Origin of the sequence: Bacillus sp. FSL W8-0102 (assembly GCF_038007225.1) — a bacterium.
GTDB lineage: Bacteria > Bacillota > Bacilli > Bacillales > DSM-4216 > Bacillus_O > Bacillus_O smithii.
The window spans coordinates 2,522,718-2,537,350 of sequence record NZ_JBBOWT010000001.1 but is presented as its reverse complement, the minus strand read 5'-3'; the positions used below and the strand labels follow the sequence as shown (position 1 = coordinate 2,537,350).

The 14,633-nt window shown below is 41.3% G+C and carries 13 protein-coding genes and 1 riboswitch; of the genes, 5 read left to right on the top strand and 8 right to left on the bottom strand.

Annotated elements, in window-relative coordinates; translation table 11 throughout:
- Positions 1-174: 174 nt before the first annotated feature.
- From N1I87_RS12130 to fdhF, 4 genes are read right to left on the bottom strand one after another with little or no spacing between them, the layout of a single operon-like run.
- Positions 175-306, bottom strand: a complete 132-nt coding sequence (locus tag N1I87_RS12130) for a hypothetical protein (protein WP_255287989.1) — start codon at positions 304-306, stop codon at positions 175-177.
- Between the two features lie 40 nt (positions 307-346).
- A complete protein-coding gene (locus N1I87_RS12125) occupies positions 347-592 on the bottom strand; it encodes a heavy-metal-associated domain-containing protein (protein WP_328201857.1) in 246 nt (81 codons plus the stop codon).
- A 28-nt stretch (positions 593-620) separates the two neighbouring features.
- Positions 621-1,112 carry a DUF1641 domain-containing protein gene (locus N1I87_RS12120; RefSeq protein WP_327804334.1) on the bottom strand — a complete coding sequence of 164 codons (492 nt, stop codon included), beginning with the start codon at positions 1,110-1,112 and terminating at the stop codon, positions 621-623.
- Positions 1,096-4,077, bottom strand: a complete 2,982-nt coding sequence (fdhF, locus tag N1I87_RS12115) for a formate dehydrogenase subunit alpha (protein ID WP_327804332.1) — start codon at positions 4,075-4,077, stop codon at positions 1,096-1,098. The genes N1I87_RS12120 and fdhF overlap by 17 nt, the downstream gene beginning before the upstream one ends.
- A gap of 417 nt (positions 4,078-4,494) precedes the next feature.
- On the opposite strand from fdhF, the gene N1I87_RS12110 reads away from it, so the two are divergent.
- The 4 genes from N1I87_RS12110 to N1I87_RS12095 all read left to right on the top strand — a co-directional run bounded on the left by N1I87_RS12110 (position 4,495) and on the right by N1I87_RS12095 (position 9,411).
- The gene (locus N1I87_RS12110) at positions 4,495-4,716 is read left to right on the top strand and encodes a YozQ family protein (protein ID WP_270584072.1); all 222 of its coding nucleotides are present in this window, start codon (positions 4,495-4,497) and stop codon (positions 4,714-4,716) included.
- A gap of 378 nt (positions 4,717-5,094) precedes the next feature.
- Complete coding sequence (locus tag N1I87_RS12105) at positions 5,095-6,276, top strand: IS701 family transposase (protein WP_341100314.1); 1,182 nt, start codon at positions 5,095-5,097, stop codon at positions 6,274-6,276.
- Between the two features lie 281 nt (positions 6,277-6,557).
- Positions 6,558-7,601, top strand: a complete 1,044-nt coding sequence (locus tag N1I87_RS12100; protein ID WP_341101289.1) for an IS30 family transposase — start codon at positions 6,558-6,560, stop codon at positions 7,599-7,601.
- Between the two features lie 346 nt (positions 7,602-7,947).
- A complete protein-coding gene (locus tag N1I87_RS12095; RefSeq protein WP_341101960.1) occupies positions 7,948-9,411 on the top strand; it encodes a catalase in 1,464 nt (487 codons plus the stop codon).
- 328 nt (positions 9,412-9,739) lie between these two features.
- Here N1I87_RS12095 and N1I87_RS12090 read toward each other — a convergent pair whose 3' ends face one another.
- From N1I87_RS12090 to bacA, 4 genes are all read right to left on the bottom strand, one after another.
- Positions 9,740-10,474, bottom strand: coding sequence for an amino acid ABC transporter ATP-binding protein (locus tag N1I87_RS12090; RefSeq protein ID WP_270584711.1), 735 nt, complete (start codon positions 10,472-10,474; stop codon positions 9,740-9,742).
- Between the two features lie 51 nt (positions 10,475-10,525).
- Positions 10,526-11,221, bottom strand: coding sequence for an amino acid ABC transporter permease (locus N1I87_RS12085; RefSeq protein ID WP_327804326.1), 696 nt, complete (start codon positions 11,219-11,221; stop codon positions 10,526-10,528).
- Positions 11,208-12,020, bottom strand: a complete 813-nt coding sequence (locus N1I87_RS12080) for an amino acid ABC transporter substrate-binding protein (RefSeq protein WP_341101953.1) — start codon at positions 12,018-12,020, stop codon at positions 11,208-11,210. Before N1I87_RS12080 ends, N1I87_RS12085 begins: the two co-directional genes overlap by 14 nt.
- Before the next feature lie 163 nt (positions 12,021-12,183).
- On the bottom strand, positions 12,184-12,966 hold the full coding sequence (bacA, locus tag N1I87_RS12075; protein WP_048623022.1) for an undecaprenyl-diphosphate phosphatase: 783 nt from the start codon (positions 12,964-12,966) through the stop codon (positions 12,184-12,186).
- A 298-nt stretch (positions 12,967-13,264) separates the two neighbouring features.
- Positions 13,265-13,375, top strand: a riboswitch (SAM riboswitch).
- A gap of 149 nt (positions 13,376-13,524) precedes the next feature.
- Here bacA and N1I87_RS12070 point away from each other — a divergent pair.
- Positions 13,525-14,631 (top strand): methionine biosynthesis PLP-dependent protein, encoded by a 1,107-nt coding sequence (locus tag N1I87_RS12070; protein ID WP_270583959.1) that lies wholly within the window; start codon positions 13,525-13,527, stop codon positions 14,629-14,631.
- Positions 14,632-14,633: the final 2 nt, after the last annotated feature.

Here is a 14,633-nt window from a genome sequence, read left to right as displayed (position 1 = left end):
ATAAAGATTTTTCTTTCATACGGATCCCGTCAAGCGTTTTTTAGAGGAAAGAGGCTTCCAGTCAAGAAGAAGGTTTCCTACCGTTATAGAACATAACAGGCTGAAAGAAAAAAGAAGGGATGATCTACCTCCATTGGATTTTATCCATTACGGAGGTTGGCCATCCCTTTTTCTTTATAGTTCTTCAGGATCCAATGTCATTTTTCGATCATTTGCACAGTCTTTGCATACATCTAAAATATCATATTCCCATTGTTCATCTTCCACTTCTTCTTTTCTTCCGCATATTTCGCAAATTCTAGGCATCAAGGCATCCTCCTTACTGATGAACATTTTTACAGTGATCTCATTGAATATGGTCGGGAATGTCAGGCGGCTGATGTTCCATCACCTGACATTCAAATCCGTTATCGATCATGGCTTGTCGAAAATCTTCCAAAGTGGCTGCATTTTCATCGAATGAGATTGCAACGGTTTTTTTCTCGGCATTCATTTGAATATTTCGTACTCCCCACACATCGTGAAGCACTCTGCTTACCGTATCCTTATCTGATTCTGTCATATTTGGAATGGAAATCATGCGTGTAATCAATCTTCTCACCATCCATGGCCAAAGTTTTTCAGCTTTCTTTCAATTGCTTCTGACTTTCCAATCCCTTACCAACGCCATGCAAGAAATGGAGCATCATGGAAAGGGCCGAGTTGATATATGGGTCTCGCACTGCTTTCATCATGCCCCAGAGGCTTAGCGATTGTTGCTTTTTTGAAGGTTGATCCAATTGTTCAATCCCTTTTTTCATAGCGTTAAAAATAGTTTCCAATTGTTCTGATTCGAGTGTGGCCAATAATTGAAAGCCGTTTTTAATCACATGATGATATTTGGGCTGATTGATTTGTTCGATCATCACCGCGCCCACTTTTTCACGTGACTTTAAGAGGCCGTATAGAATGTCCAATACACCCGATTTTTGCATCTCTTGAAGTATATCCAGTGTTTTTAAAACAGCTTCTCGACTGTTCGCTAATTTTTCCCCCATTTCTGCTAAAGCTTCTGATGTTTCTTCGTGGGGATCGGGATGTTGTTTTTCAATTGCACTAATGGGCTTGGCCATCGATGATTCCCTCCCTATTGATTTCCTCCGGTATCGGCGTAAAGTCAGAACGTTTCCATTTTCGTTCTACTTCTGCTCCTATATGCGGCTGTGGATTTCCAAACCTGTAATTTACTTTTGGCAACGGGCTTTCTCCTTTCGGTTCAAGAACTTCCATTTTCACTTGCATTTCTTTGTAGTTAGGGGTATGAGTCACCCGATCATGATAACTGCTTGTTAGTTTATTAACGGCATTATATTCTTTGTTCCCGTTCATCGGAAAATACAATTCGTGTCCTTTGACCCGATCGGTGACCAAAACTCGGACTTTTGTTTCTCCATATGGTGACGTCAGACGGACAAGCGCTCCGGTTTCGATATTTCGTTCTTTCGCTAGCTCCGGAGAAATTTCCAGCCACGTGTCCGGCACTTTATGAGTAATGCCTTTTGAGCGATAAGTCATATTTCCTTCATGGAAATGTTCTAACAAACGGCCATTGTTCAAATGGAGATCATAGCCATCGCCTGCCTCAAAAGGTGGTGTCCAATCAACCGGAAACAATCTTGCTTTTCCGTCGGAAAATCCAAATCGGTCTTTAAATAAGAGCGGCGAATCTGTTCCATCTCGATCAACAGGCCATAAGAGACTTTCCCATCCTTCCAGTCGATCGTAACGGACACCGGCAAAAACAGGAGCCAACTTAGCCGCTTCATCCATAATTTCAGACGGGTGGGTATAGCGCCAATCGGCACCTAGACGATTAGCGAGATCGCGGAAAATTTCCCAATCCGGTTTGCAATCGCCAAGTGGTTCCATCACTCGGTAAAAGCGCTGGATTCTTCGTTCTGTATTCGTGAACGTTCCTTCTTTTTCCAGACTAGGCGCAGCCGGAAGCACCACATCCGCATATTGGGCCGTTTTGGAAAAGAAAATGTCTTGAACGACGAAAAACTCCAATTTTTCAAATCCAGCGTTTACGTGATTAATATTGGAATCCACTAAAGCCATTTCTTCACCGAACAAATACATTCCTTTCACTTTTCCATCATGAATGGCTTCTACTATTTGATGGTTGTTCAGTCCTGGTTTTTCCGGCAGTTTCACGCCCCATGCTTTTTCATATCGTGCGCGTACTTCGTCGTTTTCAACAGGCTCGTATCCCGGAAACCATGCAGGCATTGTTCCAAAGTCGCTTGCTCCTTGAACATTGTTGTGTCCGCGAAGTGGGTAGGCACCTGCTCCATGTTTTCCAAAATTTCCTGTCACTAGAAGCAAATTGGCGATCGCGGTGCTTGTATCGGTTCCGCCCAAATGTTGCGTAACTCCCATCGCCCAAAGAATGCAGGTGCCTTTTGCTTCGTGGATCATAGTGGCTATCTTGACAAGAGTGTCTTTGGATAAACCGGTTTTTTCTTCTGCATAATCCAATGTGAATTTTTCCAGCGAGCGAATATATTCCTCGACATTATTCACTCGGTTTTGTAAAAATGTTTTATCTTCCCAGCCTTGATCCAGAATGTATTTTGTTACGGCAGACAACCAGACGAGATCGGTTCCGGGCTTCGGATGAATAAAGAGATCAGCTCGTTCGGCCAGTTCATTTACTCTCAGGTCTGCTACTATTAATTTTTGTCCATGCAGTTTGTGGGCTCGTTTGATTCTCGTTGCTAAAACAGGGTGGGATTCCGCAGGGTTGGCTCCAATCACGATGACTAAATCGGCACTAGCAATATCTTGAATAGTGCCGGAATCGCCGCCGATTCCAACCGTTCTCATCAAACCGGTGGAAGCAGGGGTTTGACAATAACGAGAGCAGTTGTCGACATTATTCGTACCGAAAACAGCTCGCGCCAGTTTTTGAAATAAATAATTTTCCTCGTTGCTGCATTTAGAGGACGAAATAAATCCAAGAGAGTCGGGACCGTATTTTTCTTTTATAGATTGGAATTTTTCTGCGATTAAATTCAGTGCTTCATCCCACGTTGCTTCGACAAAATGATCGCCTTTTCGGATAAGCGGTTTAGTCAGTCGTTCTTCGCTGTTCACAAAGTCCCAGCCGAATTTTCCTTTGACACAGGTGGAAATCCCGTTCACCGGCGCTTCTGGCTCAGGCTGAACCTTTAATATTTTTCGGCCTTTTGTCCATATTTCAAAGCTGCAGCCGACGCCGCAATAAGTGCATACCGTTTTGGTTCTTTTGATCCGAGCTTCTCTCATGCTTGATTCCATATTGGAAATAGCGAAAATCTCTTGATAACCTGGTTCCACTTCTTTCGTAAAATCAATCATCGGTTCTAAAATATTTTTCGGAATACCTGTTAAGTAGCCGGCTTCGCCCAACATGGACTTTTCCATTAAAGCATTGCAAGGACAGACAGTTACGCAGTGTCCGCACGAAACACAGGATGATTGATCGATTGGAACATCATTGTCCCAAATGACACGAGGTCGTTCTCTGTCCCAAGCAATGCTGAGAACTTCACTTACCTGTAGGTCTTGGCATGCTTCGACGCATAGACCGCAAAGAATGCACTGATCCGGCTCATAGCGATAAAAAGGGTGGGAATGATCGGGTGGATAAGGCTTTGGTGTAAATTCATACTTTTGATGTTCGATTTGCAAGTATTCGGCGGTATTATGGACTTCACAGTTGCCATTATTGTTGTCGCAGACTGTGCAATAGAGTTCGTGGTTGGCCAATATCCGTGACATTCCTTCCAATTGTGCTGCCTTCGCCTTGTCTGATAAAGAGTTTACCCGCATGCCAGGCTTGGCTTTCGTTGCACAAGCCCGCTGCAGTTCCCCGTCTATTTCAACATAACAAGTGTCACAAGTTTGCAGCACACCAACGCCGAGATCCGGCTGATACGAGCAAATTCCGGGGATATATTGGTTATGATCCCGCGCCGCTTCAAAAACCGACTGATCTTCTCTTGCTTCGATTTCAACGCCATTTACAAAAATGGTAAAGGTCTTATTTTCCATCTGCATATCACCTGTTTATTTAAAAGTTACCATCCGATAAAAAGTATGGGCAAATGAAGTGGTGAATATACATGAGAAACTGCAAAGGAAATTTACTGTAGATGTATCTTTGTTTGAAGTTTTTGCGGATTTGACTTTTTCATTTTTAGAGAACATGAATGAAAGGGTTTTCCCACAATTTTTAAATGGAGTAGAACGATTTTTATTGTCTATCGCTTTTCAAAAGGTCAAAACGTATCTTTTTATAATGAACGGTTGAGGAACATTGTTGCGGGAAGATACATGAACAGGAGAGTAAACGTAGCGATGGCTATAGTCCAATTTTTTCAATGGCGATAAAGGCCAAAATGAGAAAAGCGAATAAAGAGTTCTTATAAGTGAAAAATAGGGATAAACGATTTGGAAAGGGGAAGACAAATGGCAGCCCAAAAACGACAAAATAGTGAAAATTCAGCAGGAAGATATTTTCATCCCGAAGATAATCAAGATTCATCAGAAGTGGCTTCTGGTTTGGCCAAAACGCATGAACAAGTCAACGATACGGTGACGGAAGGAACCATTGACGAGAAAATAGAACAATTGGATGGTGAAGATCGTTCTCTTTCCAGTAGAGGTTATGAAGAGGGGCCAAAGGAATAAGGCTTCAAGTTATGTATGTGTGTTATAGTGATCAGTTCTGGGATGGGTCTAAAAATAGTTTCTTCTTACACTTTTTTTTAAAAAGGTCGTCTGAAACAAGGAGTGAATGTCCTTTGTGTGCTTGTCGGAGAAAAAGGGAAGGAAAAGTGTAAAAAAATATCATGCTTGTAGGCATTAAGATCTTAACCTGCAACAGAAATACATGCTGGTAAATAAAAAAGGGATATTCCGATGCGAATATCCCTTTTCATTTTTTATATACTGTAGATGAGCAAATTCGCTAACATAAATTTACAACCAAACAAAAAAGAAGACATGAACCCGATTCCTTGGTTAGAATAGATGTGCCACAACTACTCACAAGGGGGTTCATGTCTCATGAATAGATTAGCACATCACCTAGGAATCCACAAGTTTTTGACGATGTTGGGGTTGGCACTTTATTTCTCAAAACCTGTCATGAAGCATCTCGTTCATATCGTGGATGCGATGATTACAAAGGGCTTTTCGGGAACACTGACCGATCTACATCACGGGAGTTTTCATCCGAACCATCGCACGACACTCAGCCATTTTTTCACGAAAAGCCCATGGGAAGAAGAGACGTTGCTTCGCAAACTCCAGCAGTGGGTGCTTCATCGTGTCGAACGCAGCTCGAAACGAGAGAATCAACCCATTTTTGTTTCGATCGATGATACGATTTGCCAAAAAACGAAGCCCTCGTCACGGGCAACACACGCCATTCAAGGGTGTGATTGGCACTATTCTCACGCAGAGAAAAAGTCGATCTGGGGACATTCTCTCGTTTGGCTCATGGTTCATACGATGACCCAAGCGTTTCCTTTTGCCTTTCGCCTCTACGACAAGACGGCGGGGAAAAGCAAAGGGGAACTCGCGATCGAGATGCTTTCTTCGTTGGATGTGAGTCGACCCGTTTATGTGCTCATGGACTCTTGGTACCCATCGAAAACACTCGTGGAAGCCTGCCTGAAAAAAGGATTCCACGTCATTGCGATGCTCAAGACGAATCGGGTTCTTTATCCAAAAGGCATCGCCATCCAAGCCAAACAGTTTGCCCGCTATATCGAACCGAACGACACCCATCTCGTCACGGTGGGAGAAGAGCGTTATCGCGTGTATCGCTACGAGGGAGCGCTGAAAGGTCTCGATGATGCCGTTGTGTTGTTGGCTTGGAAAGCCGATCAGCCGATGACACCTGAACATCTTCACTGCGTCTTGAGCACCGACCGGGAGCTAAGCGATGAAGAGATCTTGCGCTACTATGCCCAGCGTTGGTCGATCGAATGCTTTTTTCGACAAGCGAAAGACCAGCTGAAGCTCGATGGGTACCGCGTTCGCGGGCGTCGGGCGGTGAAACGGTATTGGATCTTGGTGCAACTCGCTTATGTGTACAGTATGGTCGAATCCAACAGCGATTTCTCTACCGGGCTTGACTTCCTTCGAAAGAAGAAAGGACATAGCCTCGTGGAGTTTATTTACGATGCAGCGAAACAAGATATTCCCATTGATGTCGTTAAAAAACAGCTTCATGTGGCATAAGGGGTACTCCGTTTGTCTCTTTTTACATGGTAATTATTGTAATGAAAATTGCTCAACTACAGTTATATATATAAATGTTAGCTGCTCTTTCACATAGACATACGTTGTAAAAATTGTTTTTTGAGCGGGGAATCATGAGAAAGTCTATGTTTATCGAAAACTCGAAAAAAATAATTGGCTAGTTGTATAATCAAATGCAACAAGCATAAAAAATGAAAAACCATAGATAAACCACGTATGATTAAGTCGACTAAAACAATATCGATACGGAGGATTTATCTATGGCAATTACTAATTCTACCATAGGAGCTCGGCATTTCAAACACTTAACGGCTTATGACCGTGGGAAAATTGCGGCCTTACACGCTGCTGGTAAGACTCAACAGGAGATTGCAGATTATGTTGGTTGTCACAAAAGCACCATCTCCCGTGAGTTAAGAAGAGGTACAGTGCCACAAAGAAAAAGCAACGGGAAAATTGTTCATGTCTATTTTCCAGACACAGGTCAACTTCTCTATGAGAGAAACAGGAAAGCCTGTGGCCGCAAGCTAAAACTAGACGATGCCATCGAGTTTATTAAGTATGCCGAAACTCAGATCCTTGATAAGAAATGGTCTCCTGATGCGGTATGTGGGAGAGCCAAACGTGATGGGAAATTCAAAGACAAAATGGTTTGCACCAAGACCCTTTATAACTATATTGATCTAGGACTTATAGGCGTTAAAAACATTGACCTACCTATGAAAATTACCCTGAACACCAAGAAAAAACGTAACCGGAAGAATAAGAAGATCTTAGGACGCAGTATCGATGAGCGACCAATTGAAGTCAATGAACGCCAAGAGTTTGGTCACTGGGAAATTGATACGGTTATAGGCAAGAAGACTAAAGATCAGGCCTTATTGACTCTTACTGAGCGCAAAACCCGTAAAGAAATAATTTTGAGAGTGACAGCCAAGGATAGTCTATCCGTTTCAGAAGTCATATCTCAGTTGAAAGTGTCTTATGGTAATCGGTTCTCTAAAGTGTTTAAAACCATTACGGCTGATAACGGTTCTGAATTTGCTGACCTCGGCCTTAGTGTTGAAAAAGATCTAACAGAGGTTTATTTTACACACCCTTACACATCCTGTGAACGAGGAACCAACGAGCGTCATAATGGCCTTATTAGGCGCTTCATACCAAAGGGGAGACCCATTTCCTCTGTGGCAGAAGAAACCATTACTTATGTTGAAAATTGGTGTAACCATCTTCCAAGGAAGATCCTCAATTATCGTACACCTGAGGAGTGTTTCCAAATAGAGTTAGCTGGCTTAGCTTCTTAACCTTAAGCCAGCTAACCCAAAGGGTTGGTTTTTAGCAACTTGACAAAGAGCCTCTGCGGGCATGGCTACCAGCCATGAAGCCAGGTATACGGTACTGGCTGGGCCAACCAGGCTACCATGCCCACCACTCCACGTCAAGTCGCGCAGAGTGTCCCGATTCTACTTAATCATGGGTTATCTGGTCTTTCAATACTTGTTGCATTTAATATTGCAATTTAAGGAAAAAAATAATTTAAAATTATTATAATTTGGAGTTGACTTTCATTATCAATTATATAAAATAAAAAGTGTATTAGATAATAATAATTTTAAAATAAAAATAATGATTGATAAAGGAGCGGAGAGAATGAAGAAAAAGTTAACCACGAACCAGGGAGCGCCAGTAGGAGATAATCAAAATTCTCGCACAGCCGGGGTGAATGGGCCAACCTTGCTGGAAGATTATCAATTAATTGAAAAATTGGCTCATTTTGATAGAGAACGTGTTCCTGAACGGGTTGTTCATGCTCGGGGAGCAGGGGCTCATGGAGTGTTTGTGACCAAAAACAGCATGAGCAAATATACGACAGCAAAATTTCTTCAAGAACCGGGAACGGAAACTCCTGTTTTTGCAAGGTTTTCCACGGTGATTAATGGAAATCATTCTCCGGAAACATTGCGAGATCCACGAGGTTTTGCGGTGAAATTTTATACAGAAGAAGGAAATTATGATTTTGTTGGAAATAATCTTCCCGTTTTCTTCATTAGAGACGCCATTAAATTTCCGGATATGATCCATGCTTTTAAACCGGATCCAAGAACAAACTTGCAATCAAAAGACCGTTTTTGGGACTTCTGCTCGCTTTCTCCAGAATCCACCAATATGCTTCTTCATGTTTTTACGGATGAAGGGATTCCGGCGACATATCGTCATATGAGAGGTTCAAGCGTTCATGCTTTTAAATGGATCAATGCTGAAGGGAAAACAGTGTATGTAAAATTGCGCTGGGTGCCGAAACAAGGAATCAAAAATTTAAGCATTGAAGAAGCAGCAAAAATTCAAGCTCATGAACATAGCCATGCAACAAAAGATTTATATGAAGCGATTGAAAACGGCGATTTTCCTCAATGGGATTTATATGTTCAAGTGCTTGATCCGAAAGATTTTGATCGATTTGATTTTAATCCACTCGATGCGACGAAAGATTGGTTCGAGGAAGATATTCCGTACGAATTCGTCGGGACGATGACTTTAAATCGCAATCCGAAAAATTATTTTGCGGAAACTGAATCGGTAGGGTTTAATCCGGGCGTGTTAGTTCCAGGAATGCTGCCATCTGAAGACAGATTGCTTCAAGGGCGTCTATTCTCCTACTCGGATACTCAACGGCATCGGATCGGACCGAATTATTTGCAACTTCCGATTAATTCGCCGCGTGTAGAAGTTCATAATTATCAACGTGATGGGTATATGCCGTTTAAACAGCAAGAAAGCCCGATCAATTATGAACCGAACAGCTATGAAAATGAGCCGAAAGAAGACCGGTCTTATGTTGAGGAACCGCAGCCGATAAATGGAGTCGCTGCAAAACAAGCTTTCTATAAACCAAACAATTTTGGTCAAGCCGGACAAGTGTGGAGAAAATATTCAAAAGAAGTACAAGATACAGTGATTAAAAACTTAACGGATGATTTAAGCCAAGTAAAAGATCAAAAGATTACGATTCGTTCGATTATGAATTTTTATCAAGCAGATCAAGGGTTGGGACAACGATTGGCAGACAGTTTAAAAATCGACATCGCGCCTTATGTGAAGGAACTGACCAAATAAAAAGACCATCCATTAGAATCGCCTCCTGGTTGAATTCCGGGAGGCGATTCTAATGGATAAAAGAGAGGGATGCCTATTTTTGAAGAATTGTGCATAAATAGGCGGTAAAATCCTGGATTTGGAAGGATGACTGATGGGCTTTGAGCAAGAAAAGAAAGAAGAAATGATTACGTGATTTTAACTGGTGGGAAAAACAATGGAGTACTTGTTTTGGCGTTAGAAATGAGAGAATCTTAGGCAGAACGGTTGTTGGAAACGTAAAAATAAAAAAATCCTTCCCATCATGATTTAAAAGATAGGAAGGATCTATCAAAGTGGATGAAAGGGGTTATGTTAATAATTGCAGAAATTGTTTCGTCCGTTGTTCTTTAGGACGTGTAAAGATTTCTTCAGGTGTACCTCTTTCCACAATCACACCTTGGTCCATAAAGACGACTTCATCTGCCACTTCTTTTGCGAATCGCATTTCATGGGTGACAACGACCATTGTCATTCCTTCATTGGCGAGTTCTTTCATAACATTTAACACTTCACCGACGAGTTCGGGATCTAAAGCGGAAGTTGGTTCATCAAACAGCATTAATTCCGGTTCCATGGCTAAGGCGCGTGCAATTCCAACCCGTTGTTGCTGCCCTCCGGACAGTTGGAACGGGTATTCATCTTTTTTATCAAGCAAGCCCACTTTCTGCAAGAGTTTTTCTGCTTTTTGAATGGCTTCATTTTTCGGCAGTTTCTTTACGATAATGGGTCCTTCTGTTACGTTTTCCAAAACCGTTTTATGCGGAAAAAGATTATATTGTTGAAAGACCATCCCGGATTCTTTGCGTAAAGAGGCAATTTCTTTTTTGGAAACAGGTTGTGAAAAATCTATTTTTACATCTCCGATTTGAATCGTCCCGCTTGTTGGAATTTCAAGGGCATTCAGGCAGCGCAGAAAAGTGGTTTTTCCGGAGCCGGATGGACCGATAATCACTATGACTTTTCCTTTTTCGATGCTCATGTTGATCCCTTTTAAAACTTCAAGTTGATCAAATTGTTTACGTAGATCATGAATTTTAATCATGTCGATGCTCAATACTCCTTTATAAAAGGCTTGGGTTGTACAAAAGCTTTTTTAATGGCTTACATACTTGTCGAAACGACCTTCCAATTTCTGTTGAATGATGGAGAGAATGAAACAAATAATCCAATAGATTAAAGCCGCTTCTGAATAGAGAAGTAAAAATTCATATGTGGTTGCGGCAATTTCTTGGGCTTTTCTAAACATTTCTGTAACCAAAATCAGTGATGCAAGAGAAGTATCTTTCACTAAACTAATAAAAGTGTTGGATAAAGGCGGGATCGATACTCTCACCGCTTGTGGCAAAATGATCCGTCTTAATATTTGCGAATAGTTCATATTAATAGAGTATCCCGCTTCCCATTGACCTTTTGGAATCGATAAAATCGCTGCACGTATGATTTCTGACGCATAAGCTCCTACATTAAGAGAAAAACCGATCACGGCAGCCGGGAATGGATTGATGGTGATATGAATGGATGGCAGACCATAGAAAATAATATATAATTGCACAAGCAACGGAGTACCACGGATAATCGATACGTAAAAACGCGCTATCCACTGAAGCGGTTTAATGCTTGAAATTCTTGCGAGTGCTGTTAAAAGAGCAAGAATCAAGCCAATAGAAAACGTAATCAGAGTTAATGGCAATGTATAATACAAAGCTCCCTTCAACATAGGGAGAAGGGAACTTTGTGCAATTTGCATATAATGACTAGGATCTTGTAATTGGATACTATTTAGATACATCTTCACCAAACCATTTCTTAGAGATTTTGGCTAGAGTGCCGTCTTTTCTCATGTCATCCAATGCTTGGTTTACTTTATCTACTAATTGTCCTGAACCTTTACGGAACATGAAAGCACTTTGAGAAGCATCATCGCTTTTAGCTACCACTTTAATCGGAGCATTTGGTTTTTGTTTTTTATAATCAAGATAAGACAATGAATCGTTTATCGTGGCATCTACCCGATTGGATGTTAATAATTGAATCGCTTGTTCAAATCCGTCTACGCCCACGATGTTTGCGCCGTTCTGCTTAGCAAGATCCGCAAAGTTGCTTGTGAGTGATTGTGCGGATTTTTTCCCTTTCAGATCTGCGAATGAATGAATATTTTTGTTGTTTTTATTCACAATTACTACCGCTTTAGAGACGGTGTACGGTTTGGAGAAATCGTATTTCTTTTCGCGGTCAGGACGAATTCCTACTTCGTTTGCAATCATATCAAAACGTTTAGAGTTTAAACCTGCAAACATGGAATCCCATTGCGTTTCCTTATATTCTGTTTTGACCCCAAGGCGTTTTGCCACTTCGTTCGCTACATCGATATCATATCCTGTTAGTTTTCCGCTTTTATCATGGAAAGTAAACGGAGCATATGTACCTTCTGTACCGATGACGAGAACGCCTTTATCTTTGACTTGACGATAAAGATCGGAGTCGTTGGATTGAGAAGTCTTATTCTTGTCTGTTGATTGACCGTTGCCGCATGCTGATAAAACGAGCATAAGCGTAGCAACAGCAAACCACTTAAAGTATTTTTTCATGCTGTAAACCTCCAATGTGTATAGAGTTACTTTGATATGGATAAAAATAGGTACTTAGACCTTTCTATCACCCAACCCAGCAGTATGTATTTTAACCCAAAGACCACAAATAATCCAACAATAAATTTTTAAAGCATTAAAGGGGCCAGGCCCCTTTAATGCTTTAAATAAAGTATGCGATGACGATGATTCCGATGATGATTCGATAGATTGCGAACGGAATGAGTTTCACTTTGGATAAAATTTTCAAAAAGAAGACAATGGCTAGCATGGCAACAATAAAGGCGGTAATGAAGCCTGCAGCAAAGTAGTTCAAATCATGAATCGATAAGTATTGATAGCTCTTTAACAAGTCAAGTCCGCTGGCAGCGACCATCATGGGGACAGCTAGCAAAAAGGAATATTCAGCAGCGGTTTTATGGTTGGCACCAGCAAGGAGTCCTCCTGAGATGGTCGATCCTGCTCTTGAAAAACCAGGCCATAGGGACAGGCATTGATACAAACCGATAATGAAAGCCTGTTTATACGATAAGTGATCCAAATCTTGGGTAGATTCGGTTTTGCTCTTTTTTTCCGCATAGATCATTAAAAAAGCTCCCAAAAATAAACCGATACCGACGGTGAAGGGAGAGAAAAGTACGTTTTTAATGACATCATGAAAGAGAAAACCTAATACAGAGGCTGGAATCATCCCGATAATAATATGTAGAAGGTTTAAACCGGATCGCTTTTTGAAGTTAAACAGTGAAAGGAACCGTTTGAAATAAAGAACGACCACGGCAAGTATCGAACCCAATTGGATAACAATTTCAAAAGTTTTTGCTTTGTCGCCTGTAAATGAAAGAAAATGACCCACAAGAATTAAATGTCCTGTGGAAGAAATCGGAAGAAATTCGGTCAGCCCTTCCACGCATCCTAGCACAATCGCTTTGATGACTTCTAGCACAATCCCACATCCTTTTCACAAAATATGCTTAATTATACCATATGGGAGAAAAACAGGACATGAGAAATATAGACTCATAAATGACAAGATTCGATGAAGGATTTTGCTGAAAATGGGAAAATATTCACAAGTGAACGGCGTTTTGATCGAACCGTTTTGGCAGATGTGAAACAAAAGAGGAAATGGATGAAAGGCTGTCATCTTTTCAACCTTTCCATAACGATGATAAAAAATCATTGCTTTTTTTTACCTGATCGGTTACATTTAATTAAAAGATGGAAAAATTCGAATAATTTCGTTCTTATCGAGAGAGGTGGAGGGACTGGCCCTGTGAAACCTCAGCAACCTGCTGCAATCCACGATTGCTGTCAAGGTGCTAAATCCAGCGGATTTATCCGGAAGATAAGAAGAGGACTGTCATAAAAAAGCCTTCTTCTTAGAAGGCTTTTTTATTTGAAACTGTTCATGAACAGCGTTAGGAAATCGACTTGATTTGTAAAAATTTCTTTTTTCCATCATGTCGTCCTATCAAAACCATTTCAAGAGGAGATGCATGCAATGGAACGTTATCATTTGCAAACCAAACTGGCCCAAATAGGCAACCGGAGCGAGGAATCCACCGGCGCGATCAATCCTCCCATTTATTTATCGAGCGCTTACCGACATAAAGGGATAGGTCAATCGACTGGATATGATTATATAAGAACAGGAAATCCGACGCGAAAAATCGTTGAAAAAGCCATTGCCGACTTGGAAGGAGGCGATGCGGGTTTTGCATTCAGTTCTGGAATGGCAGCGATTCAAACGGTTTTGAGTTTGTTTCAATCCGGTGATGAACTGATTGTTTCCAAAGATTTATACGGCGGCACTTATCGTTTGTTTGAAAGAAATTGGAAAAAGTTTGGTTTAACGTTTATATATGACGATTTTCAAGATATCGCCAAAGTAAGAGAAAAAATCACGGACCGGACAGCAGCGATTTTTCTTGAAACGCCGACCAATCCCCTAATGCAAGAAGCAGACATAGAGCAAACAGCAAAATTAGCAAAAGAATACGGGCTTTTATTGATTGTGGATAATACGTTTTATACCCCCATTCTGCAGCAGCCGCTTCTTCAAGGGGCCGATATTGTCGTCCATAGCGCTACGAAATATCTTGGCGGACATAATGACGTCCTTGCAGGACTTGTCGCTACAAAAGGAGAAGAATTATCCCAAAAAATCGGCGAATATCAAAATGCGATCGGAGCGGTCTTATCTCCATTTGATTCATGGCTATTGATTCGAGGGATGAAAACGCTCGGATTAAGAATGAAGCAGCATGAAGAAAATGCCCGGAAAATCAGTGAATTTTTGCGATGTTGTAGCGAGGTGACCGATGTTTTATATCCCGGAAGAGGAGGAATGCTATCTTTCCGATTGCAAAAAGAGGAATGGGTCAACCCTTTTTTACAAAGCTTGCAGTTAATTTCTTTTGCTGAGAGTTTAGGAGGAGTCGAAAGCTTTATTACGTATCCGGCTACGCAAACACATATGGATATTCCGGAAGAAATTCGCATTAAAAACGGGATTGACAATCGGCTGCTGCGTTTTTCCATCGGCATTGAAAATGTGGAAGATTTGTTAGCCGACTTAAAACAAGCGTTTCAAAATATGAAAGGGTGATC

Bases quoted from the DNA above. Each gene is read 5' to 3' on its own strand.
- N1I87_RS12130 (WP_255287989.1), bottom strand. From the start codon at position 306: ATGCCTAGAATTTGCGAAATATGCGGAAGAAAAGAAGAAGTGGAAGAT.
- N1I87_RS12120 (WP_327804334.1), bottom strand. From the start codon at position 1,112: ATGGCCAAGCCCATTAGTGCAATTGAAAAACAACATCCCGATCCCCAC.
- fdhF (WP_327804332.1), bottom strand. From the start codon at position 4,077: ATGGAAAATAAGACCTTTACCATTTTTGTAAATGGCGTTGAAATCGAA.
- N1I87_RS12110 (WP_270584072.1), top strand. From the start codon at position 4,495: ATGGCAGCCCAAAAACGACAAAATAGTGAAAATTCAGCAGGAAGATAT.
- N1I87_RS12105 (WP_341100314.1), top strand. From the start codon at position 5,095: ATGAATAGATTAGCACATCACCTAGGAATCCACAAGTTTTTGACGATG.
- N1I87_RS12100 (WP_341101289.1), top strand. From the start codon at position 6,558: ATGGCAATTACTAATTCTACCATAGGAGCTCGGCATTTCAAACACTTA.
- N1I87_RS12095 (WP_341101960.1), top strand. From the start codon at position 7,948: ATGAAGAAAAAGTTAACCACGAACCAGGGAGCGCCAGTAGGAGATAAT.
- N1I87_RS12090 (WP_270584711.1), bottom strand. From the start codon at position 10,474: ATGATTAAAATTCATGATCTACGTAAACAATTTGATCAACTTGAAGTT.
- N1I87_RS12085 (WP_327804326.1), bottom strand. From the start codon at position 11,221: ATGTATCTAAATAGTATCCAATTACAAGATCCTAGTCATTATATGCAA.
- N1I87_RS12080 (WP_341101953.1), bottom strand. From the start codon at position 12,020: ATGAAAAAATACTTTAAGTGGTTTGCTGTTGCTACGCTTATGCTCGTT.
- N1I87_RS12070 (WP_270583959.1), top strand. From the start codon at position 13,525: ATGGAACGTTATCATTTGCAAACCAAACTGGCCCAAATAGGCAACCGG.